A 22,910-nucleotide genomic window follows, 5' to 3' on the forward strand; every position below is an offset into this window, starting at 1 on the left:
GGCTACGGTGACTATGAGCGTGATGCTCGTACCACGTCACCGACCGGAAGGCGAGCGATGTTGGGGTTGCCGGGGCAGATCAGCGTCTGCCTGTTCGATCTCGATGGGGTGCTGACTGATACCGCGGCAGTGCACGCGGCGGCGTGGAAGGAGATGTTCGACGACTTCCTGCGCGCTCACGCGGAGCAGACCGGTACGCCGTTCGTCCCGTTCGACGCCCACGACGAGTACGACGCCCATGTGGACGGCAAGCCGCGTCCCGATGGCGTCCGCGACTTCCTGAGCTCCCGCGGCATCACTTTGCCTGAGGGCGATCCGGATGACCCGCCGGGCAAACAGACGATCAACGGGCTCGGCAACCAGAAGAACGTCGCCGTTCTGCGCCGCATCCACGACGACGGCGTCCGGGTGTTCGAAGGCTCCCGGCGCTATCTCGAAGCGGCCAAGGAGGCGGGCCTTCGCCGCGTGGTGGTGTCATCGAGCGCGAACACCCAGCAGGTGCTCGAGGTGACCGGCCTCGCGCCGCTGGTGGAGCACCGGATCGACGGGGTGACCATCCGCGAGAAGGGTCTGCGCGGCAAGCCGGCACCGGACACCTTCCTGGCCGGGGCGAAGTGGTGCGGGGTCGAGCCGTCCGAGGCGGTCGTCTTCGAGGACGCGCTGGCCGGAGTACAGGCTGGCCGGGCCGGTGCGTTCGGCTATGTGGTCGGGGTGGATCGGGTCGGGCAGGCCGACCAGTTGAAGGCGCACGGCGCCGACGTCGTCGTAAAGGACCTGGCCGAGCTGATCGACGGCGCCGCGCCGGCAGGAGGAGCGCGATGATCGACCGCGGACCACACCCGATCGAGCCCTGGCAACTGCGCGAGACCGAGCTGCCGATGGACAAGCTCGCCCAGGCGGAGTCGCTGTTCGCGCTCTCCAACGGGCACATCGGCCTGCGCGGCAACCTCGACGAGGGCGAGCCGTACGCGATCCCCGGTACCTACCTGAACTCCTTCTACGAGCAGCGTCCGCTCCCGTACGCCGAAGCCGGCTACGGCTACCCCGAGTCCGGCCAGACGCTCGTCGACGTCACCAACGGCAAGCTGATCCGGCTGCTCGTCGACGACTCGCCGCTGGACGTCCGGTACGGCGAACTGCACTCGCACGAGCGCCGCCTCGACTTCCGGACCGGGATCCTCACCCGCGAACTCGACTGGACCTCACCGGCCGGCAAGCGGATCAAACTGCGCTCCCGGCGGATGGTCTCGCTGACCCAGCGCGCGGTGGCGGCGATCGAGTACGTCGTGGAGGCAGTCGACCAACCGGTCCGGTTCGTCATCCAGTCCGAGCTGGTCGCCAACGAGAAGCAACCCAAGTTGTCCAACGACCCCCGCGTCTCCGCTGTCCTGGAGAACCCGCTGCAAGCGGTCTCGCAGGACAGCGACGACGAGGAAGTGATCCTGGTCCACCGCACCAGGTCCAGCAACCAGCTGATGGCCGCGGGCATGACTCACACGGTCGAGTGCGAGGCCCGGACCGAGGTGGACGTCGACGTCCGCGCCGACTGGGGCCGGACCACGGTGGTGGCCGCGTTGCAGCCGGGGGAGTCCATCCGGGTGGTGAAGTTCCTCGCCTACGGCTGGTCGAGCCTGCGGTCGGAGACGGCGATCACCGACCAGGTGTCGGCCGCCTTGGTGGGTGCGAAGTTCTCTGGCTGGGAGGGCCTGGTCGCCCAGCAGCGCGAGTTCCTGGACGACTTCTGGGATGCGGCGGATGTCGAGGTCGAGGGCAATCCGGAGCTGCAGCAGGCGGTCCGGTTCGCCTTGTTCCACGTGCTGCAGTCCGGCGCGCGGGCCGAGCGGCGGGCCATCCCGTCGAAGGGCCTGACCGGCGCCGGCTACGACGGGCACACCTTCTGGGACACCGAAGGCTTCGTACTGCCGGTACTGATCTTCACCATGCCGCACGCGGCCGCAGACGCGTTGCGCTGGCGGCACACCACGCTGCCGATGGCGAAGGACCGCGCCGAGGTGCTCGGGCTGCGCGGCGCCGCGTTCCCCTGGCGCACCATCCGGGGACAGGAGTGTTCGAGCTACTGGCCGGCCGGTACCGCCGCCTTCCACCTCAACGCCGACATCGCCGCAGCGGTGGACAGTTACCACCTCGCCACCGGTGACGACACCTTCATCAAGGACTGCGGTCTGGAGTTGCTCGTCGAGACCGCCCGGCTGTGGATGTCGCTCGGCCACCACGACCGGCACGGCAAGTGGCACCTGCCCGGCGTGACCGGCCCGGACGAGTACAGCGCTGTTGCCGACGACAACGTCTTCACCAACTTGATGGCCGCGCGCAATCTGCGGATCGCGGCGTCCTTCGTCACCCGGTTCCCCGACGAGGCCCGCCGGTTCGGGGTGGACACGGAGGAAGAGGCTGCCTGGCGCGACGCCGCGGCCGCCGTCTACATCCCGTACGACCAGGAGCTCGGGGTGCATCCGCAGTCGGAGGGTTTCACCGACTACGCGATGTGGGACTTCGAGGCATACAAGGACAAGTACCCGTTGTTGCTTCATGCCCCGTACTTCGAGCTGTACCGCAAGCAGGTCGTCAAGCAGGCGGACCTGACGCTGGCGATGTTCTGGTGCGGCGACGAGTTCACGCCGGAGCAGAAGGCACGCAACGTCGACTACTACGAGCGGATCACGGTCCGGGACTCGTCCCTGTCGGCCTGTGTGCAAGCGGTCACGGCGGCCGAGGTCGGCCATCTCGACCTCGCGTACGACTACGCGTACGAAGCGGCCCTGATCGACTTGCTCGATCTGCACCACAACAGCGGCGACGGGCTGCACATGGCGTCGCTCGCGGGTGCCTGGACCGCGCTCGTCGCCGGCTTCGGCGGCCTGCGCGCGCGGCAGGGCGGGCTCTCCTTCCGGCCGGTACTTCCGACCGGGCTGAACAAGCTGGCCTTCACGGTCCGCTGGCAAGGTGTCCGGTTGCGGGTGGAGATCGGCCAGGAGCAGGTCATCTACGACGTCCACGACGGCCCGGAGGCGAGCGTCATGATTCTCCACGAGGGGCAGGAGATCCAGGTGGCAGCAGGCAAGCCGGTGACCCGCCCGGTCCATCCCCGCAAGCCGCTGCTGCCCCGGCCGACGCAGCCGCTGGGGCGCGAGCCGTTGTCAGCTCTGGGCAACACCACCTCCACCCGCCACCCACGCGGCTGACCTCCCTCGCCCCGGTCTGATCAAGTGGCCGGACCTGCACAAAACCTTCACGAGTCGTCCGCTGTTTCCGACCGGGTGGACTTCTAGTCTCGAGGCATGTCAGTCAGCGCAGGGGCGAAGATCCTCGTGGTCGAGGACGAGCCGGTGATCAACCAGGCGGTCACCGACCGGTTGCGCGGCCAGGGGTACGAGGTCGTCCAGGCCTGGGACGGTCCCGGCGCGGTCTCGCGGTTCACCGAGACGGCGCCGGACCTGGTCCTGCTCGACGTGATGCTGCCGGGGTTCGACGGGCATGAGGTGTGCCGGCGGATTCAGGCTGCCCGGCCGGTACCGGTGTTGATGCTGACCGCTCGCGATGACGAAGCGGACATCCTGGTGGGGCTTGGCGTCGGTGCCGACGACTACCTGACCAAGCCGTTCCGGATGCGGGAGCTCGTCGCCCGCGTCGGCGCTCTGCTGCGGCGGGTCGACCGGGCTGCTGAGTTGGCCGCGCGCTCAACGACCGCTGAGCTGGGCGATCTGCGCGTCGACGCGGCCGCCCGGCGGGTCTGGGTCGCGGCGACCGAAGTACATCTGACACCCACCGAGTTCGACCTGCTGCTCTGCCTGGCCGCCAGCCCTGGCGTCGTACTGACCAGAGAGAACCTGTACGCCGAAGTCTGGGGCTGGCCGGGTGCCTCCGGGACCCGCACGGTCGACAGTCACGTGAAGGCGCTCCGGTCCAAGATCGGCGCCGATCGGGTCCGTACCGTGCATGGCGTCGGCTATGCGTTGGAGCCGGGCGCATGAGCTCGCCGATTCTCAACCAGGTCACGTCGGTCAAGGTCAAACTCGGGCTGCTCGTCGCGGTCAGCGTCACCGTGGCGTCGATCCTTGCGGCGACGGGGGCTGTCGGCAGCGTGCCCTTCTGGCTGACCGTGCCGGTGACGGTTGCGCTCGCGCTCGGTGTGACGCAGTTGCTGGCTGTCGGGATGACTTCGCCGCTGCGGGAGATGACAGCGGCGGCTCGGGGGATGGCTCGCGGCGACTACTCCGCTCGCGTCACCGCGACGTCGAGTGATGAAGTGGGGGAGTTGGCCCGGGCGTTCAACCGGATGGCCGAGGATCTGGCCGCCGTCGATCGCCAGCGGCGCGAGTTGGTGGCCAACGTCAGTCACGAGCTGCGTACTCCGCTCGCGGCGTTGTGCGCGGTCCTCGAGAACCTCGTCGACGGTGTGGCCGAGCCGGATCCCGTTGCCCTGCGTACTGCGCTCGACCAGGCCGAGCGGCTGGCCACGCTCGCCTCCGATCTGCTCGATCTTGCCCGGGTCGACGCGGGGAAGGCCAAGCTGTCGACTACCGAGGTGGAGGTGCGGTCGCTGTTGGAGCAGGCCGTGGCCGAGGCGAAGGTGTCCGGTCGCGAGGTCCGGTACGAGGTAGAGGTCACGCCGACGTGGCTCACGGTGCCGGCCGATCTGTCCCGCCTGCATCAACTGGTCGCGAACCTACTCGACAACGCGTCCCGGCACAGTCCTGCTGGGGGAGTGGTCCGGCTGGTGGCGCTCGCGACGGCCGAGGGTTGGCGGCTGGAGGTCACCGACGAAGGACCGGGGATTCCAGTGGCCGATCGGGACCGGGTCTTCGAGCGCTTCGGCACGCTGGCCGAGACCGAGGGCGGTGGTGGTACCGGCCTCGGGCTGGCCATCGCCCGCTGGGTCACCGACCTCCACGGCGGCACCATCCACTTCGTCGAACCAGAACCCAACACATCCGGCGCCCGAGCCCGCGTCGACCTCCCACTGAAACCACAAGAACAACCTCAGATCTCAGCTAAGGCCGAGGAGCCAGTCATGTCCCAACCGGTCGTTACTCCTACAACTCCTGTGCCTCCGGGGACTGAATCTCCGATGGATGCGTTGTTCGGGAAGTTCTGGCCTGATGCGCGGGTGCCCGGCAACGTGCGTGCGGTGCTCTACAGCCTCGCCGCGGGGTTGCTGGCCGGGATCATCCTGCCGTTCCGCGACATGGGCGTCGGCTATGCCATCGTCATCCTCGCCGCCGGCGGCGTCATCCTGACCTTCAGTGCCAACCGGCGCTCGCGCTTCACCCAGGCTTGTGCGGCGCTGTGTGTGCTCCTCGCGATGACCACCGTCGTCCGCGACGCCGAGTGGATCGCGGTCCTGTCCATCCTGGCCAGCGGAGTGCTCTGTCTGGTCGGGCTCGTCAACGGACGGAGCGTGCCCGCGTTCATCCTGGCCGGCATCTCCTTGCCACTCGCGGGGTTGCGCGGGTTGCCCTGGCTCGGGCGTTCCCTGCAAGCCGTCACCAGCGTGCGGAAGAGCGCGGCGGCGGTTCGTACGGTCATCTGGTCTGTCCTGGGCGTCCTCGTCTTCGGCCTGCTGTTCGCCTCCGCCGACGCGCTCTTCAAGAAGTGGGCCGGCGCGATCATCCCGGACCTGAACCTCGATTCCTTCGTCCTGCGGGCCTTCCTGACCGTTTTCATCGGCGGCATCGTGCTGGCCGCGACGTACCTCGGCCTGAACCCGCCGAAGGTCGAGACCGCCACCTGCCCGGTACGTCCGGTTGCCCGCCGCTACGAGTGGCTGGCCCCGGTACTGCTCGTGGACGCCGTCTTCCTCGTCTTCCTGATCGCCCAGGCGACGGCCAGCTTCGGCGGGCACGAATACGTGGAGCGCATCACCGGCCTCACCTACGCGGAGTACGTGCACCAAGGCTTCGGCCAACTCACCGTCGCCACCGCCCTCACCCTGCTCGTGGTCTGGGCAGCCGCCCGCAAAGCACCCCGTGCTACGACCGCCGACGTCGCCTGGTTGCGCGGCTCACTCGGCGTACTGTGCGTGCTGACCTTGGTGGTAGTCGCCTCCGCCCTCTACCGCATGCACCTCTACCAAGAGGCGTACGGATTCACCCAGCTGCGCCTGCTGGTGGACGTCTTCGAAGGCTGGCTCGGCCTGCTCGTGGTGGGCGTGATCGTCACCGGCATCACCCTCAAGGCCAGTTGGTTGCCCCGAGCGGCCCTGCTCAGCGGCGCGACCCTCCTCCTCGGCCTGGCCGCGATCAACCCCGATGCCTGGATCGCCCAGCACAACGTCGACCGCTACACCGCAACCGGCAAGGTCGACTGGCTGTTCCTGCAAGGCCTCTCCGACGACGCCGTACCGGTCCTCGCCAAACTCCCGGCCAAGGATGCCGACTGCGCGCTGAAGGGTCACGACCCGAGCGACGACGACTGGCTCGAGTTCAACTTCGGCCGCCACCGCGCCAAGCCGCTGCTGGACGCGCACCCTGGCCGAACCACCGCCGTCTGCCCCACCAGCACTCCCGGCTGAGCCTCCCCCTCCTGCCGACTGCACGCCGGCAAGGCCGCGACCTGAGCTGTCACAGGCAGAACGGCTGCCCTGTCTTTAATGCGGACCTGTTGTTCCGATGAGACGGGAGCGTGCCGTGACGGTGGCGGCGATGGTTGCCGAGTTCGACGATGTCGCGGGGTGGACCGCCGACGCGGTCGAGGAGCTCGGCATCCGGTACGCGATCCCGGCCGCCTGCCGGGGCAGTGCCAGTCCCGCGGCGCTGGCCTGGCTGGCGGAGGCGTGCGAGTTGTCGCCTGGCACCAGGTTGCTGGACGTTGGAGCAGGAGCCGGTGGGCCGGCGGCTTGGGTGGCGGAGCGGTTCGGAGTACGGCCGATTCTGCTGGAGCCGATGCAGGCTGCGGGCCGGGCTGCGTCGAGGCTCTTCGGTTTGCCGGTGATCGCCGCCGACGGGAGCCGCATTCCGCTCCGGACGGGCTCGGTGGACGCCGCGTGGTGTCTCGGAGTGCTGTGCACGGTCGAGGACAAGGCCGCGCTGCTCAGTGAGATCCATCGTGTACTGACGCCAGGCGCCTCTCTCGGACTGCTGGTGGTCGTTGCCGAAGGCCCGCAAAGCCTGCGACCCCCGGACGGCAACCACTTCCCGACCCAGGAAGAGCTCGCCGGTCTGCTCCAGCGGACCGGATTCACCTTGCTGGAGCAGACCAGCCGGCCGGAGTCCGCGCCGCTGTCCTGGTCCCGGCGGGTCGAACAGGTCAACGCGGTGATCGCCGCACGGCACCGCTCGGCCGCCGCCTACGTACTCGCGGCGCGGCAAGGTGAGCGGTTTACCCGGATGTTTGCCAGTGACCAAGTCTCGATGCAGCTGGTCCATGCGGTCAGTCGCCCGATCTCGAAGTGAGAGTTCTGATGAATCAGTCTGACGGATCCGCGGGAGCGCGGATCGATACGCTCGAAGGCCTTCGCCGGCATCTGCAGTGGGCGGTGGAGTTGGAGCACGCGACGCTGCCGCCGTACCTGACGGCGCTGTACTCGCTCGACGAGGACAAGAACCCGGACGCGGTGCAGGTGGTGAGCAGCGTCTTCGTCGAGGAGATGATCCACCTCGCGCTGGCGGCGAACCTGCTCAACGCGGTCGGTGGACAGCCCCGGATGGACAAGCGCGAGATGCTGCCTCGCCATCCCCGGCGGCTGCCGCACGCGGCTCCGGCGCTGGAGTTGTCGCTGGTCCCGTTCGGGCCGGAGGCGATCGAGATGTTCCTCCGGCTGGAGCTCCCGGCACCGCCCGGCGAGCCGGCTGAGGGGGATCATTACGAGACGATCGGGCAGTTCTACGACGCGGTCGAGGAGGGTCTACGCGACCTGTGTGAGCAGTTCGGCGAGGAGAAGGTCTTCACCGGCGATCCGGCCCGGCAGCTCACCGCGGACCACTTCGGGCACAGTGCCGGCGCGCTGAACGCGGTCACCGATCTCCAGTCGGCGCTGGCCGCGCTGGAGGAGATCGTCGAGCAGGGCGAGGGCACCTCGCGCGGGGAGGTCTGGGACGGCGACCACGACATCTTCCACCGCGATCGGGACGAGGTCGCGCACTACTACCGCTTCCAGGAGCTCAAGCTCGGCCGCCGGTACCAGCGGGGCGACACCCCCGACTCCGGGCCGACGGGGGAGCCGGTCACGGTCGACTACAGCGGCGTACAGCCGGTACGCCCGAACCCGCGGCTGGCCGACCATGGGCTGGACAGCCCGATCCGCCAGGCGCAGGAGGAGTTCAACGCGCAGTACTGCGATCTCCTGCAACTCCTTGAGCAGGCGGCGAACGGCGAACCGTCGCTGCTGCGCGCCGCCACCGGCATGATGTTCCAGCTCAAGGGCAAGGCCAAGGCCCTGATGGCGATGCCCGACGTCGAGGGCCACACCGCCGGCCCGACCTTCGAGTACGTCGAGCCGGAACTCCGCGACTGACCGCTTGCGATGTCACATCCACGAGGGCTGTCTTGTCTTATCTTGTGACAGACCTAGAGAACTGAGGACATCGTGCGGACGATCCTGGTGGTTGGTGGCGGGTACGCCGGCTTCTACACGGCCTGGCGGCTGGAGAAGAAGTTGCGGCGGGGCGAGGCGCAGATCGTGCTGGTCGACCCCCGGCCGTACATGACCTACCAACCGTTCCTGCCCGAGGTGATGGCCGGGTCGATCGAGGCCCGGCACGCCGCCGTCTCGCTGCGGCGGCACCTGAAGAAGACCCGGATCCTGGCCGGGACCGTCACCGCGATCTGCCATCGGCACAAGACGGTGACCGTCCGGCCGTCGCTCGGACCCGACCTCGAACTGGGCTACGACATCATCGTGGTCACTGCAGGTGCGGTGACCCGCAAGCTGGCGATCCCCGGCGTGGCCGAGCAGGCGATCGGCATGAAGCACGTCGAGGAAGCGGTCGCCATCCGCGACCGGTTGCTCACTGCCTTCGACCAGGCCGCGGTCCTCGAGCCTGGTCCGCTCCGCCGGCGGCTGCTCACCACGACCTTCGTCGGCGGCGGGTTCTCCGGTGTCGAGGGCTTCGGCGAGTTGCTGTCGCTGGCGACTTCGCTGGTGAAGTCCTACCCGCAACTGGACCAGAGCGAGCTGCAGTTCCACCTGGTGGAGGCGCAGGGCCGGATCCTGCCCGAGGTTACCGATGTGCCCGGCCAGTGGGTGGTTCGGTCGCTGGAGAAGCGTGGCGCTCATGTCCACCTGAACAGCCAGGTGCTCTCGGCCACCGACGGTCACGTGGTGCTGTCGAGCGGAGAGGAGTTCGACACCGAGCTGATGGTGTGGACGGCCGGCAACGCCGCGAACCCGATGGTCCGCAGCCACACCGACCTGCCGATCGACCCGCGTGGGCTGTTGAGCGTGCGCGCCGACCTCCGCGTCGGTACGAAGGACGAGGTGATCCCCGATGCGTGGGGCGCCGGTGACGATGCGGCGGTTCCCGACCTCGCTTCCGGCATCCCCGGCGCCCTCACGGTGCCGAACGCGCAACACGCGGTCCGGCAGGGCAAGCTGCTGGCCAAGAACATCATCGCCGTACTCCGTGGCCGTGAGCCCAAGAACTACGTCCACCACAGCCTCGGCTCGGTCGCGACACTCGGGCTCGGTCGCGGGATCTTCCAGTACCGCCGACTCGTCATCAAGGGTCTGCCGGCCTGGCTGATGCACCGCGGCTACCACGTCCTGGCCGTCCCGACCTGGGAGCGCAAGATCCGGGTGCTGTCGATCTGGATCACCGCCTTCTTCTTCGGCCGTGACATCGTCTCGCTCGCGTCGGTCCAGCACCCGCGCGACGCCTTCCTGGCCGAAGATCTGCCCGCGAGACCAGCTGACCGCAGTACCAGCGCCAAGGCGGGTTGAGTCAGCTGGTTCTCAGCCGGGTTGCCGCGAGGAGGTCGAAGCGGCCGTCGGTGGCGGCGGTCGCCGGTACCATCGCGAACGGTTGCGAGTCGCCGAGCAGCGGTGAGTGGAGCGGGACGAATCCCTGGTCCAGCAGGGCCACGTGGAAGTCGGCGGTGATGATGCCGCGGGCGTCGATGACTCCGGTCGCATGGCCGGGCCCGACCGATCGGCCACTCAGCGGACCGAAGGCAGCCCGCCCAGGACGTGGCCGCTGAGTGAGCCTGAGCGCCCCCGGTACGAGCTTCTCCACATACTCGTACTCCTCGTCCGCCACGGACGTGCTCAGGTACTCGATTGCATCCGCCCACGCGGTCAGCAGTACTCCGCGACGGGCGGACCGCAGGTCGGACGGTACGGCAGGGCCGAGGTCGTACAGCTCGGCCAGCACCCGCTGTGACCAGCGCGGATCGGGCTCGCCTGGCACCGGTACCGAGAACACCAGCGACCGGAACAGCGGGACGAAGTTCTGCGACGGGTCGAGCGCGGCCGCGCGGTGCAGCGTGTCGATCGGGTCGTCGGTGACGTCCAGATCGGCGAAGAGACCGAGGTAGGCCTCGCGATTGTCCGTCGCCAGTTTCGCGTGTCCGGTCAGCACCTGGGGTTCGTAGGTCCAGCCGGCCAGGTCGTCGATGTCCCTGAAGCGGATGAAGTCGGCGCCGGCGGCATCGGCGTACCGGCGGAGTGTTCGCACGCCCTCGGCGAAGGGAGCGCCCGGATGGGGACGGTAATGCTCGCCGTCGTTGATCAGGTGGAAGTCCTGGACGCCCGGCGGATAGACGGCGCGGAGAGTCGTGACCAGTTCGACGATCCGGACGATCATCGCGAGTTCGGCCAGGTCGGGCAGCGGACCGGAAGCCTTCAGCCGGTTGTGCCAGTGTTTGAGGGCGAACATCAGCTTGCTCAAGCGCAGCGGCTGCCCGCGTTCGACGGTGGCCGCGAGGTCGCGACGGAGGTCGGCCGGCTGGTAGTTCGCCCGCGATCCGGCCCGGAACGGCCGCCGCTGGAGCACCTCGTAGATCCGTTCGAGGGGATCTGCTGTTGTCCGGAGTACCTTCTCGGCGAGCTGCGCCGCGGACCGGTGGGCCGAGCTGACGAGCCGGGCGATCAGCTCGTCGGTCTCTGCGGTGGACAGCTGGACGGCGTGGCGGGCGGCGAGTGGGGCCGGGCGGAGATCGGCCAGGCGCAGCGCTGACAGGGTCGTCTGGTGGGAGGTTGCGGGTTCGTCGCCCCAGTTGTGCGGAGCTCGGTCGAGGCTTTGGCCGTGCAGCTCGGCGACGGGCCGGCAGGTTGACTCAGGACCGACCAGGCGACCGCCGAGATGGAAGAGGTCTGCTTCGAAACGAGCCCAGCCGGGTGGTCGCGTGCCGACGTAGCGGACTACCGAAGGGGGAAGGTCGGCGCCTTTCCACCGGGCTGCCTGCTGATTGCTGACCAGCTCGGCGACCGCATTGACTGCTTGCTGATCAACGGCTGGTGCGGAGTGGACGTGTGGCGCCCAGCGGTCGTCCTCGCTGAGCAGCTTGGCGACTTCCGGCTGCAGGAATCGCAGCTCGGCCCGGATCACCTCGGCGACTCCGTCGATCCCGAACTGCTCGGCCAGGAGATCGACTGCTGTCGGTCCGTTGGCGGTCAGCCTGCTAGGCCAGGTGACCAGCACTCGACCGGTGGGTCGCCGCTCGTCATCGACCTCGAAGTGGTTCAGCGATGACCCGGCGTCGACCAGGAGCACGCCGTACTTGTCGAGGCCTCTCCGGAAGACCCGCAACAACGGCCGGACGAAGTACTCGACCGGGTCCGCTGAGGGGACGGTGCTGAGTTGGTGGAGTGGGACGGTGGTGCTGCCTGGGGGAGCGGCGTACAGGCGGAGGATGGGGTCGGTGGTGAGCAGGCGGCAGAGGTCCATCGGTCAGTCCGTCGGCCGGCGGCCGATCAGGACCTGGGTCCAGATCGGTTCGACGAACCGCTCGTCGGGCTGGGCGGCGAGCAGCGCGTCCCGCAGTTCGGTGCGAAAGCCGTCGACTCGGTCGCCGAGCGCGGTCGGCGTGAGATCGGGAACGGTCATCAGCAAGCCGATCAGCTCGTCGACCGTGTGCGTACGCTGCCAATGCAGCTCGTAGCTGTCGACGTCGGCGAACGCGGAGGCCGCGAGCACCGCCCGGTTCTCGCCACGCTGGAGGGTGTAGGTGCTCTGATTGTTCGAGGTATCGCCGCGCCAGCGTCGCCGAGCTGGCGCCCAGCGCTCCCGGGTCGTGTAGGCAGCCTCGGCCCAGGCAGGCCTGTTGGGTGTGTCCCGGGCCAGTCCACTCATGCTGCCGGTGACGATCACCACCGCTCCACCTGGATTGATCAACTTGTCCAGGGTCGCCAGCGTCGCCGGCCGATCCATCCAGTGGAAAGAGGCCGCCATCAGCGCCAGGTCGAACGGGCCGACGCCCAACCCAGCCAGGGTTTCCGAGCTGCCCTCGCGCCAGTCGATGCCGTCGACACCCTTCTCGACGGCCAGCGCGTGGCCGGCGGCAAGCATCTCGCGATCCGGGTCGACCGCCGTCACCGCGGCGACGTGTCTGGCCAGCCCGAAGGTCGCCATCCCCGGCCCGCAGCCGAGATCGAGGGCGGACTGGCGGCCGTCCACACCGAGCCGGGTGGCCAGCTCGGTGAAGATCGGGTCCGGATACTCGCTGCGGTAGCGGACGTAGTACTCGGCGGCGCCGGCGAACAACGGCGGCAGGTGGTTGCTCAAGGCATCGATCCTCACTGTCGTTCTCCCCAGACCGGCAACGCTAGCCCGCGACGGTGGTCAACCGCCCCACCTTTCAGGCCTGCTCGAAAGGTGCGGCGGCTGGACCTTCCGGCGACGTAACCTGCGGCCGAGCAGCCCGCGAGTCGAGGAGACAGATGCAGCCCGTCCCGATCACCATCGGCACCCGGATAGCGCAACTGGCCACCGAGCACCCGGACCGGACGGCGGTCGTCAGCGTCCCGCCCAGAGGCGAGCGTTCCTCGCTGACCTGGGCGGAGCTGCACCGCGACACGAACCGGGCCGCCAACGGCTTGGCGGCGTTGGGCGTCACGGCGGACAGTACGGTCGCCATCGCGCTGCCGGCCGGGCTGGACCACGTCCGCGCGACCCTCGGCGCCTGGCAGCTCGGAGCGCTGGTGATCCCGATCGACTCCGCCGCTTCCGGCCGTGAGCTGGCAGCGTTCCGGGAGGCGATCGGTGAGCACTTCCTGATCGATTCGCTTGACTGGTACGGCGACGACTCCACTCTGCGCGAGCCCGTCGGCTCGCCCCGCTCGGCGTCCCTCACCGGCGGTACCACGGGACAGCCGCGGGTGATCGTCCGATCCAGGCCATGGGTGTATGACGAGGGCAACTACCTGTCCGCGAGCGACGTCTCGCACGGCGTGCGTGAGGGGCAGGTCCAGCTGGTCGTGCTGCCGATGTACCACGCGGGGTTCGGCGCGCTCTACCAAGGACTCGCGCTCGGCCACCTGGTCGTGATCATGGAACGCTTCGTCGGCTCACTCTGGCCCCGGCTGGTAGCCGAGTACGGCGTCCAGCACGTCCGGATCGTTCCGGCGTACCTGCGGATGCTGCTCGACGTACCGGGCTTGGCCGATCACGACCTGTCGAGCATCGAGTCGCTGTACCACGGCGCCGGCCCTTGCCCGGAGCACGTGAAGCGGCGTTGGATCGAGCTGCTCGGGCCGGAGCGGGTGTACGAGGACTACGGGAGTCAAGAGCGAATCGGCGCGGTCGCCATTCGGGGTGACGAGTGGCTCGAGCATCCGGGCAGCGTCGGCCGGCCCGCCGAGCGCGCGATCCGGCTGCTCGACGAGTCCGGTGAACCGGTCGGGCCGGGGGAGATCGGTGAGATCTACTTCCGGGGCGCGCGGCAGCCGCAGTACGTCGGAAGTGGCCCGAAGCTGGCCGAGCGCGACGGCCATCTGTCCATCGGCGACCTGGGCCGGCTCGACGCGGACGGCTATCTGTACCTGGTCGACCGGCGGTCCAGCGTCCTCAATGTCGGCGGGCAGAACGTGTACCCGGCCGAGATCGAGGAGGTGCTGGCCGGTCATCCAGCGGTCGCCGACGTCGCCGTCACCGGGGTGCCGCACGAGTATCTCGGCCAGAGCGTTCACGCGCTCGTCGTACCGGCTGCTCCGGTTGAGCTGAGCGAGCTGGAGGACTTCTGCCGGGCCAATCTGACGGCAGGCAAGGTGCCGCTGTCGTTCGCGCTGGTTGACGAGCTGCCTCGCCGGACCAGCGGCAAACTCCGCCGCGACCAATTGACGGGACATCAGCGATGAGCACTCAGTCGGTGAACGAGATCGATCTGGCGTCTTCGGCCTTCTGGCGGTTGCCCGACGTCGAGCGCGACGCGGCGTTCGCGGTACTGCGCTCCGAGCCGGCGCCGCGATACTTCCCCGGTGGCAGCAAGGTCGAGTGGGGGCTGCCGAGTGGGCAGGGGTTCCACGCGCTGGTCAGCCATGCGGACGTTGTCGAGGCGACTCGGCGGCCGGAGGACTTCCAGTCCGGGCAGGGAGCCGTCAGCGTGATGGATCTGCCGGTGGAGTTCAACGAGGCGTTCAGCTCGCTGCTCAGCATGGATGGCGAACGGCATCGGCGGGTACGCCGGATCGTCACCCGGGCGTTCGCGCCGCGCACGCTGGACAAGCTGTCCGGCACGATCGACCAGGTTGCCGCTGAGTTGGTGACCGCGGCGGTACGGCGGGGCTCCGGTGACTTCGTGGCTGAGGTCGCGGCGCCGCTGCCGTTGCGGATCATCTGCTCGATGACGGGGGTGCCGCCCTCGGAGTACGAGTTCGTCTTCAGCCGGTCGAGCCGGATCCTGGGCGCTTTCGATCCGGAGTACGCCGCTGGGCAGCCGGATGTCGCGACGAACATCCTCACCGCGGGTGCCGACCTGATCCAGCTGATCGACGACCTGGTGAAGCAACGGGAGACCGATCCGCGCGACGACCTGGCCACCACGCTGATCCAGGCCGAGATCGACGGCGAGCGGCTGACCCGGGCCGAGGTCGCGTCGTTCTTCATCCTCCTGCTGGTGGCCGGCAACGAGACGACCCGGCACGCGATCAGCAACGGACTCCTGTTGCTGCAGGACAACCCGGCCCAGCGCGACGTGCTGCTCGCCGACTACGACCGGTACGGCGGGACCGCGGCCGAGGAGATCGTCCGGCTCACCTCACCGACGGTCTGGATGCGCCGGACGGTCAGCCGTGACTGCGAGCTCAACGGCCGGCCCTTTGCCGAGGGTGATCGAATGCTGCTGTTCTACTGGTCGGCCAACCGGGACGAGAAGGTGTTCACCGATCCGACCCGGTTCGACGTGACGCGGGATCCGAACCCGCACGTCGGCTATGGCGCCGGCGGGCCGCACCACTGCCTCGGCGCGTTCCTGGCCCGGATCGAGTTGACCGCTGTGTTCCGCGAGTTGCTCCGGCAAGCTCCCGGACTCGAGCTGGCCGGTGAGCCGGAGCGACTGGCGTCGAGTTTCGTCAACGGGTACAAGCGGATCGGCTATCAGGTCTGACCGGACCTGGCCACCAGGTCGGTGAACTCTGCAGTGGTCGGGTCCTCGAACAGTTCGTAGACCTCCAGCCGGACGCCGAACTCGGTCTCCACCCGGGCGAGGATGCGGAAGGCGGCGAGCGAGTTCCCGCCGGCCTCGAAGAAGGTTGTCGCGGGCTTGCAGTCGACTCCGAGCACCTCCGACCAGATCCGGCGTACCTGATCCTCCATCAGTTGGCTCCTTGCGGGGTGCGGAGTGAGTGGGCGTAGGCGCCGACCAGCCGGTCGAGGACGTCGTCGGAGACGGTCGGCGGCTCGTCGATGCCGAGTGCTGGCAGGTTGTCGCGGCGGAACTTGATCGAGTGGGAGATGTACTTGCCGGTGTAGGTCATCCGGGCTTCCAGCACGCGTTCGAGCTGGTTCAGCGGGGTGGTGGCCACTTCGTCCTGCGGGGCAATCCGCAGGTCCACGGGGAGGTGGGCGCTGATCATCTCGGCGACCTTCGCGGCGGTCACCGAGACGCTGTCGACGAGGTGGATGATCGGTGCCGTGAGTTGGCTGAGGTCGCGGGTCGCGAGGTCGCGCGTCGCCAGGTCGGTCATCCAGCGGACGCAGGCATCGACCGGGACGAGGTGCAGCTCGGCCGTGGGGTCGCCGACTACTCGAAGACGTTCGTTGGGGCGTCGGCGGGTGATGGTGTGGATCGCGCGGATGTAGTCGTAGAGGCCGTAGTCGGTGGCGGCGCGGCCGGTCCGCGAATCGCCGACGATCTGGCCGAGCCGGAGTACGGCGCCGGGTGTGTCGGCGTACAGGAGCTCTGCTTCGCGCTTGGTGTACTCGTAGTAGTTGCGGAACTCGTGTGGTTCGGCGGAGGGGTGCCAGAGTTCCGGTACTTCGTCGGTGACGAGCCCGCAGCTGTAGGCGGAGCTGACCTGGAAGAACCGCGAGCCTGGTGGGGCGTACTTGTGGAAGACGTCCAGTGCGGTCCGGGTGCCGTCGACGTTGACCTGCTGGAGTTCCTCGTGGTTGCCCGGGCGAAAGGTGATCGCCGCTGCCAGATGCCAGTAGTCGCAGGGCTCCGCAAACAACTCCTCCAGGGTTGCCTGGGCCAGGCCTAGATTCGTCTCGTCCAGCGACCAGCCCAGGACTTCCAGGCCGGTCGGGTTGAGGTAGCCGTCGGCTATTGCGGCGGTGGTGATTTGGTGATGGACGGCTTCGGCGGGTTGTCTGGCTAGGGCAGTGACTTGGTTGCCGTTGGCAAGCAGTCTGTGGATCAGGTTGGCGCCGACGAAGCCGGTGCTGCCGTCGACGATCTGGCGGCGTGCTGTCGGGCTCATCCGCTGTACCGCTGCCAGAGTTCGCGGCGTCGTGCCTTGCCGCTCGACGTGCGCAGGACGAGGCCACGCGGGCCGGTCTCGATCCGGATGTCGGCTCCGCCGGTCTCGCGGGTGAGTACTGCCTCGGCTGCTGCTCGCTGGTCGTCGGTCAGTGTTTGCTCGCAGACCAGTACGGCGGTCTCGCGACCGGCGGCGATGCCGAGCGCGATCGCGATCCGTCCGGCCGGGATCCCGGTCTCGGTGACGAGGCGGGCTTCGAGTTCCTCCGCGAACAGATGACGGCCGCGGACCTTGAGGCTGTCGCCGGTGCGGCCGACGACAACCAGCTGTCCGGCGTACAGTAAACCGGCGTCGCCGGTCCTGAGCTGGGTCCCGGCCAGGCGGGTTGCCGAGGTCGAGCCGCCGAGGTGGGCCTGGGTGCTGACCGATGGCCCGGACACGGCGACCTCGCCGAGATGCCCGGGTGGCAGTGGCTGACCCTCGTCATCCAGTACTTCGAGCAGCAGGCCGGGATGTGGTTGCCCGCAGCACGTGACCCAGCCGGGGCCGGCGGGCACGGCTCCCAGTGGGCGCTCGTCGAGGACAGAGACGAGTTCGCCGGGCAGCATCGTCGACCAGTCGGGGCGGATGGCGAGCGGGGTCTCGCCTTGGGTACCGGTGACGGCGAGGGTCGCTTCGGCCAGACCGTAGGCCGGGCGGAAGGTACTTGATTGGAAGCCGTGTGGTTCGAGGAGAGCGGCGAATCGTTGCAGGACAAGGGGATCCACCCGCTCGGCGCCGACGATGGCGACGCGCCAGGCGCTGAAGTCCAACCCAGCCAGGGCTTCTGGTCGCACCCGGCTGAGCGTGTAGGCGAAGCCGAACGTCGGCGACACCGCGACCGCGGCACCGTCCGCGCCAAGGCAGCGCAGCCAGCGCAGGGGATCCCGAATGAACTGGTCCGGCCGCATCGTCCGCAACGGACTCTGGTTGACGATCGGCGTAAGCAGACAGCCGATCAGCCCCATGTCGTGATGGAGCGGCAACCAGCTGACCGTCAGCTCGTCGTTGCCGAGGGCAAGCCAGCGGCGGATCATGCCGATATTCGCGCCGAGATTCGCCATCGTCAGCCGCACCCCACGAGGACGCCCAGAGGACCCAGAGGTGAACTGCAAAAGCGCGATCGCCTCCGCGTCGGGCTGGTGTGGTGCAGGGCCGGTGGAGTGGGTTTCCTGCGTGGGGAGGTCGGTGACTTTGCAGTCGAGGGCTGCTTTGGTGACGGCGGCTATCAGGTGGTTGGCGATGGCGGGGTCGGCGATGACCAGGCGTGGGGCGGCCAGGGTGAGTAGGTGGGCGGCGTGGTCGACGTAGTTGTCGAGGGAGCCGAGTGCCAGTGGGGGAGCCAGCGGTGACGGTACGCCGCCGGCCGCGAGTACGCCGAAGAAGGCTGCGACGAAATCGTCCACCCGGGCCAGAGTCAGCGAGACCACGTCGCCTGGCTCAACGCCTTGCTCGCGCAGCCAGGCTGCTGTGCCCAACGCGGCGGCGGCCAGTTCGGCGTACGAGGCCGAGCCCCACTCGCCGTCGTCACCGAGCCACGAGATCCCTGCATCGTTCCGCGGCGAAGCAAGCCAGGCGAGCAGTGCATCGGCATCGCTGGTCGCAGCGGCACCGCCTGGCCGCGCGCTGTCCTCAGGTGGGAGCTTGGAGGTGATGAAGGTGGTCAGGTCGGCTACTGAGGTGAGGCCTATCAGTTCGGCTTCGTCGAAGGGCTCCAGGTCGAACTCGATCTGGAGGCTGACCAGTAGTTCCATCAGGTGGAGGGAGTCGAAGCCGAGGTCCTCGACCAGCCGGGCGGGGGCGGCGGGGGTGGCCGTTCCGGCGGGGGCGTGGTCGCCGACGAGCTCGGCGACGCGGGCCGCGATGGGCATGCGATCTCCTTCGATCCGGGGGCAACGCGTTCGCGACCCTACGCATGGCGACGGTTCATCCGGGGACCCTCTGCATCCTGATGGAACTGTCTTGACAGGGCCGCCGGAGTTTGGTTTCGTCCGGCCCTGATGCCGACTCGGGAGGGTTCGTGACGCGGGTACCGCTGGCGTTCCCGCAGCACCTGCTGCGTTTCTTCGACGTACTGCACCCAGGCCAGGCGACCGGCCCGGCGTTCGTGATCAGCGCGGCGTACCGGCTGACCGGACCGGTCGACGAGGAGTTGCTGCGGCTGGCGGTCACCGATCTGATCGACCGCCACGACGCGTTGCGCGCCACCATGCACGGCGGTGACGGCATGCCCTGGCAGGAGATCCACGAGGCCGGACCGGGTCGATTCGAGTCGATCGATCTGACCGGCGGAGACCCCGACGACTTCCTGGACGCCCTGGACACCCACGATCATCCGGGCGACCGGTCGCCGCTGCTCTGGGTGTACTACGCGAAGGTCGTGCCCGCGGACGGCATACTGGCGCTCGTCGCCCATCACTCAGCGGCCGACGCGTGGTCGATGGACCTGATCGTCCGCGACCTCGCCACTTGCTACGCAGCGCGCATTGACGCCAGCCTCCCACCGCCTGTTGCCGCCAGCACCTATGCCGACTTCGCCGTCGACGACCAGGCCCGCCGCGACAGTCCGCGGGCAGCGCAGGCGCTCGACTACTGGTCGGCCAAGCTGGCCGACGTGGACGTCACCTCGTTGCCGTCCGACCGGCCCAGGGAGCCGAAGGACGACGGGATCCGGGCGCAGCTCCGGTTCGACATCGACCCGGCGCTCGCGGGCCGCCTCGCGGAGACAGCGCGCCGGGCGAGGTGCTCACCGTTCATGGTCCACCTGACGGCGTACCTGCTGACCCTGCGCGAGCTCACGGGCGCCACCGACCTCACCGTGCCGACGCTGACCGCCGGTCGTGGCCGACCGGAGCTCGACCAGACGGTCGGCTTCTTCCTCAACGCGCTCCTGCTGCGCACGGATCTCGGTACGGCGAAGTCGCCCGGCGACGCGCTCGCTGAAGTACGCCGGACGTGTTTGGATGCCTACCGCAACGAACTCCCGATCCTGCGGCTGCTGGAAGAGGTACCGGACGCCGGCCTCCTGCTGGCCGACGAGTCCTTCGTGCTGATGCCGTTCCAGCACATCCCGCTGGGACGACGGGAGCCTCGCAAGTTCGGGCCGGCCACCTATGTGTCCTTCGACCGGCGGCCCGGCTCCCGCCCGCACGGCGTGGCGGTGCCGCTGGACGGTCTGTGGACGATCGACGAGCGGCCGGGCGGCCTGCTCACCGGGAAGATCTCCTACACCCCGGCCATGTTCGACGCGGCCACGCTGGAATCGCACGTGGACACCTATCTACGGCAGCTGAGCAAGATCGCCGCTGGGACATGAGCCGGCCGGCAGCGCGCAACCACGCACTGCCGGCCGGTCAACCTGTCAGCTCAGCCCAGTTCAGCTCAGCCGAGGTAGTCGCGCCACGGACCGGTGATGGCCAGGGTGATACCAGGGGTCTGGATGTTGACGAAGAGCACCTTGCCGTCCTCGGAGAAGGTCGGGCCGGTGAACTCGGAGTCGTTGAGCATGTTGCGGGCGATCGCGTACGTCGGGCCGCCGGGGACCGAGCTGAGGACGTGGCTGCTGGCCAGGCCGTCCTCGGCCAGGATCAGCGAGCCCCACGGGGTGACGGTGACGTTGTCCGGCGCGTCGAAGTTGAAGTCGTCGTACTTCGCCGCGGCACCCTTGTCGGCGGCCGGGTTGGCCGGGAAGTAGGTGACGAGCTGGATGGTCTGGTGCTTGTAGTTGTAGAACCAGACCATGCCCTCGTGCGGCACGCCGTCGGCGGGGATGTCCGTCGTACCGATCTTGGCGAACGAGTTGACCACGTACACGCCGTCGTGGGTGCCGTAGACGCCCTCGAACTTCTTGCCCCGGGTGACCTGGCCGTCGGTGAACTGCTTGCGGGTGGAGACCGTGACCGCGTCCCGGTCGGGCACCGGCACCCAGGTGACCCTGAACGGGCGCAGCAACTGCGCCGAGGTCAGGTACGCGACGTCCGGGATCGGCTTGCCGTCGTCGTTGAGGATCGCCATCGCCTCGAGGGTGCCGAAGTTGACGTCCTGCAGGTCCTGCCAGCTGTCCTTGCCGAGCCGGTAGCCGGCCGGCGCGGTCCAGCGGTAGAACAGACCGTTCGGGTTGGAGGAGTCCTCCGACAGGTACACGTGCTGCTTGTCCCGGTCGACGGCGACTGCCTCGTGGGCGTAGCGGCCGAGCGCCTTGAGCGGTACCGGGTGCGCGGTCTTGCCGTCACCCCAGACCTCGAAGACGTAGCCGTGGTCCTTCAGCCGGGTGGTGCCGTTGGCCTTGTTCTCGGTCTCCTCACAGGTCCACCAGGTGCCCCACGGCGTCGGGCCGCCGGCGCAGTTGGTGAGGGTGCCGGAGATGCCGACCCACTCGCCGTGGTTGGTGCCGTCGCGGTCGACCGAGATGACGGTGCAGCCACCGGCCGAGCCGACGCCGGAGTCGTAGACGGTGCCCGGGATCTGCGGTACGCCGAGCGGGTCGTTGGCGCTGATCTCGTGGTTCTGGATCAGCGTGTACTGCTTGGTGCCGTTGCCGAACACCGCGGTGCCGTCGTGCAGCGTCGGAGTCGGCTGGCCGCTCTTCAGCTTGGTCTCGCCGGCATGCGTGACGACGGTGTACTTGAAGCCCGGGGGCAGCGCGAGCAGGCCCTTGGGGTCGTCCATCAGCGGCGGGAACGGGCGGTTGGTCGGGTACGGCCGCGAGCCGCCTTCAGCGGGCGCGGGGGTCGCCTCGGCGAGCGAGGGGACGGCGCCGACGGCGGCGAAGCCGACACCCGTGGCGCCGACGGCGGCACCCCGGAGGACAGAACGACGGTCGAGAGACATTGTGGAGCTCCTTGAATTCCTGGACGTAGGAGCCGATCCTCACTGCCCAAGGCGAACAACAGCTGAACAGTCAGCAAGTCAAATGTTCTTGTTACCCGCCGGGTTCAGCGGACGACGGAGCGTCGCCGCTCGATTCCGCGCCGATCCGGGTGCGGCATCCAGCTGGCCAGCAGGTCCCGGTGCGAGGGGAGCGGGTGCAGGCGCCGTACGTCGATCCGCTGGACCCGCTCACGACGCAACCGGAGCATCGGCAGCGCGAGCCTGACCTGCTGGATCGCCATCGCGGGAGTCTGGCTGCGGGTCCGAAGGGTGAACTCGACGTCACCGTGGATGAAGCAGAGATCGGAGCGCAACCGCATCGGCCAGGGCAGCCGGTGCCCGGCGTACCGGATCGCGTGCAGCTCGGACGCCGACGCGGGCCAGCCCATCCGCACCTGGATCCGCACGACGTACCACCCCATACAACCGATGATGCGCCGGTGCCAGTGCGATGACCAGAGGGTGGTACAGGTGCGAGAGTGGGCTGGAACGTGAGGGTGGTAGTCGGCAGTCCTACTCAGGAGGAAGTGCAATGAGCGATCTGAAACTCGAAGCAGTGGTCATCCCGGTCACCGACGTGGATCGGGCGAAGACGTTCTACAGCGAGCTCGGCTGGCGGCTGGACGCCGACTTCGCGTTCGACAACGGCTTCCGGGTCGTGCAGTTCACGTCGCCGGGCTCGCCGGCGTCGGTCCAGTTCGGGTCGAAGATCACCTCGGCGCCGGCCGGTTCGGCCCAGGGCCTCTACCTGGTCGTCTCCGACATCGAGGCCGCTCGCGCTGAGCTCCTCGCCAAGGGGGCCAAGGTCAGCGAGGTTTTCCACAGCGTGGCGCCGGGTGCCCAGTTCCAGGCTGATGGCGAGGGCCGGGCGAGCGGCCGGGCGGAGGACGCGGCCAGCTACGGCTCGTTCGCGACCTTCAGCGACCCCGATGGCAACACCTGGCTCCTGCAGGAGATCACCAAGCGCCTTCCCGGGCGGATCGAGTCCGGTGAGACGACGTACGCCTCGGTGCAGGACCTGCAGGAGGCCCTGATTCGTGCGGCGACCGCGCACGGCGAGCACGAGAAGCGCACCGGCGAGCACGATGACGAGTGGCCCGCCTGGTACGCCGCCTACATGGTCGCCGAGCAGTCCGGCGCGGACCTGCCCGAGTAACTGTCCACAGGCAGTGGCGAGGTGGCCAACAGG

The 22,910-nt window shown here is 68.7% G+C and carries 18 protein-coding genes; 11 read left to right on the top strand and 7 right to left on the bottom strand.

What is annotated here, in order from left to right; all coding sequences use genetic code 11:
• The first annotated feature begins 57 nt into the window (after positions 1-57).
• From ACIA12_RS03825 to ACIA12_RS03855, 7 genes are all read left to right on the top strand, one after another.
• A complete protein-coding gene (locus tag ACIA12_RS03825; protein WP_396365273.1) occupies positions 58-822 on the top strand; it encodes an HAD family hydrolase in 765 nt (254 codons plus the stop codon).
• Entirely contained in the window at positions 819-3,203 is a 2,385-nt protein-coding gene (locus ACIA12_RS03830; RefSeq protein ID WP_396365274.1) for a glycoside hydrolase family 65 protein, read from the top strand. Before ACIA12_RS03825 ends, ACIA12_RS03830 begins: the two co-directional genes overlap by 4 nt.
• A 96-nt stretch (positions 3,204-3,299) precedes the next feature.
• Entirely contained in the window at positions 3,300-3,992 is a 693-nt protein-coding gene (locus ACIA12_RS03835; RefSeq protein ID WP_396365275.1) for a response regulator, read from the top strand.
• Complete coding sequence (locus ACIA12_RS03840; protein ID WP_396365276.1) at positions 3,989-6,532, top strand: DUF4153 domain-containing protein; 2,544 nt, start codon at positions 3,989-3,991, stop codon at positions 6,530-6,532. The genes ACIA12_RS03835 and ACIA12_RS03840 overlap by 4 nt, the downstream gene beginning before the upstream one ends.
• Positions 6,533-6,629: 97 nt before the next feature.
• The gene (locus ACIA12_RS03845) at positions 6,630-7,412 is read left to right on the top strand and encodes a class I SAM-dependent methyltransferase (RefSeq protein WP_396365277.1); all 783 of its coding nucleotides are present in this window, start codon (positions 6,630-6,632) and stop codon (positions 7,410-7,412) included.
• Between the two features lie 8 nt (positions 7,413-7,420).
• Complete coding sequence (locus ACIA12_RS03850; RefSeq protein WP_396365278.1) at positions 7,421-8,473, top strand: ferritin-like protein; 1,053 nt, start codon at positions 7,421-7,423, stop codon at positions 8,471-8,473.
• Between the two features lie 72 nt (positions 8,474-8,545).
• Positions 8,546-9,898 (top strand): NAD(P)/FAD-dependent oxidoreductase, encoded by a 1,353-nt coding sequence (locus ACIA12_RS03855; RefSeq protein WP_396365279.1) that lies wholly within the window; start codon positions 8,546-8,548, stop codon positions 9,896-9,898.
• 1 nt (position 9,899) lies between these two features.
• Here ACIA12_RS03855 and ACIA12_RS03860 read toward each other — a convergent pair whose 3' ends face one another.
• Both ACIA12_RS03860 and ACIA12_RS03865 read right to left on the bottom strand, forming a co-directional pair.
• Positions 9,900-11,843, bottom strand: coding sequence for a hypothetical protein (locus tag ACIA12_RS03860; RefSeq protein ID WP_396365280.1), 1,944 nt, complete (start codon positions 11,841-11,843; stop codon positions 9,900-9,902).
• Between the two features lie 3 nt (positions 11,844-11,846).
• Positions 11,847-12,695, bottom strand: a complete 849-nt coding sequence (locus tag ACIA12_RS03865) for a class I SAM-dependent methyltransferase (protein ID WP_396365281.1) — start codon at positions 12,693-12,695, stop codon at positions 11,847-11,849.
• Between the two features lie 140 nt (positions 12,696-12,835).
• On the opposite strand from ACIA12_RS03865, the gene ACIA12_RS03870 reads away from it, so the two are divergent.
• Both ACIA12_RS03870 and ACIA12_RS03875 read left to right on the top strand, forming a co-directional pair.
• Positions 12,836-14,251, top strand: coding sequence for a class I adenylate-forming enzyme family protein (locus tag ACIA12_RS03870; protein WP_396365282.1), 1,416 nt, complete (start codon positions 12,836-12,838; stop codon positions 14,249-14,251).
• The gene (locus ACIA12_RS03875; protein ID WP_396365283.1) at positions 14,248-15,498 is read left to right on the top strand and encodes a cytochrome P450; all 1,251 of its coding nucleotides are present in this window, start codon (positions 14,248-14,250) and stop codon (positions 15,496-15,498) included. Before ACIA12_RS03870 ends, ACIA12_RS03875 begins: the two co-directional genes overlap by 4 nt.
• On the opposite strand, the gene ACIA12_RS03880 is transcribed toward ACIA12_RS03875, so the two are convergent.
• The 3 genes from ACIA12_RS03880 to ACIA12_RS03890 are packed head-to-tail and all read right to left on the bottom strand — an operon-like array spanning position 15,489 to position 18,723.
• Positions 15,489-15,707: an acyl carrier protein gene (locus tag ACIA12_RS03880; protein WP_396365284.1), complete on the bottom strand. Its 219-nt coding sequence runs from the start codon at positions 15,705-15,707 to the stop codon at positions 15,489-15,491. The two genes, ACIA12_RS03875 and ACIA12_RS03880, sit on opposite strands and share 10 nt — an antisense overlap.
• Entirely contained in the window at positions 15,707-16,813 is a 1,107-nt protein-coding gene (locus ACIA12_RS03885) for an SDR family oxidoreductase (RefSeq protein WP_396365285.1), read from the bottom strand. Before ACIA12_RS03885 ends, ACIA12_RS03880 begins: the two co-directional genes overlap by 1 nt.
• Complete coding sequence (locus ACIA12_RS03890) at positions 16,810-18,723, bottom strand: AMP-binding protein (protein WP_396365286.1); 1,914 nt, start codon at positions 18,721-18,723, stop codon at positions 16,810-16,812. Before ACIA12_RS03890 ends, ACIA12_RS03885 begins: the two co-directional genes overlap by 4 nt.
• Positions 18,724-18,872: 149 nt before the next feature.
• On the opposite strand from ACIA12_RS03890, the gene ACIA12_RS03895 reads away from it, so the two are divergent.
• A complete protein-coding gene (locus ACIA12_RS03895; protein ID WP_396365287.1) occupies positions 18,873-20,168 on the top strand; it encodes a condensation domain-containing protein in 1,296 nt (431 codons plus the stop codon).
• A 65-nt stretch (positions 20,169-20,233) separates the two neighbouring features.
• On the opposite strand, the gene ACIA12_RS03900 is transcribed toward ACIA12_RS03895, so the two are convergent.
• Together ACIA12_RS03900 and ACIA12_RS03905 are read right to left on the bottom strand one after the other, a co-directional pair.
• A complete protein-coding gene (locus tag ACIA12_RS03900) occupies positions 20,234-21,682 on the bottom strand; it encodes an alkaline phosphatase PhoX (protein ID WP_396365288.1) in 1,449 nt (482 codons plus the stop codon).
• A 104-nt stretch (positions 21,683-21,786) separates the two neighbouring features.
• A complete protein-coding gene (locus tag ACIA12_RS03905; RefSeq protein ID WP_396365289.1) occupies positions 21,787-22,143 on the bottom strand; it encodes a hypothetical protein in 357 nt (118 codons plus the stop codon).
• 110 nt (positions 22,144-22,253) lie between these two features.
• Between ACIA12_RS03905 and ACIA12_RS03910 the strand changes: the two genes are divergently transcribed.
• Positions 22,254-22,877: a VOC family protein gene (locus ACIA12_RS03910; RefSeq protein WP_396365290.1), complete on the top strand. Its 624-nt coding sequence runs from the start codon at positions 22,254-22,256 to the stop codon at positions 22,875-22,877.
• The last annotated feature ends 33 nt before the right edge of the window (positions 22,878-22,910 follow it).

Origin of the sequence: Kribbella sp. NPDC051620 (assembly GCF_044453825.1) — a bacterium.
Lineage (GTDB): Bacteria > Actinomycetota > Actinomycetes > Propionibacteriales > Kribbellaceae > Kribbella.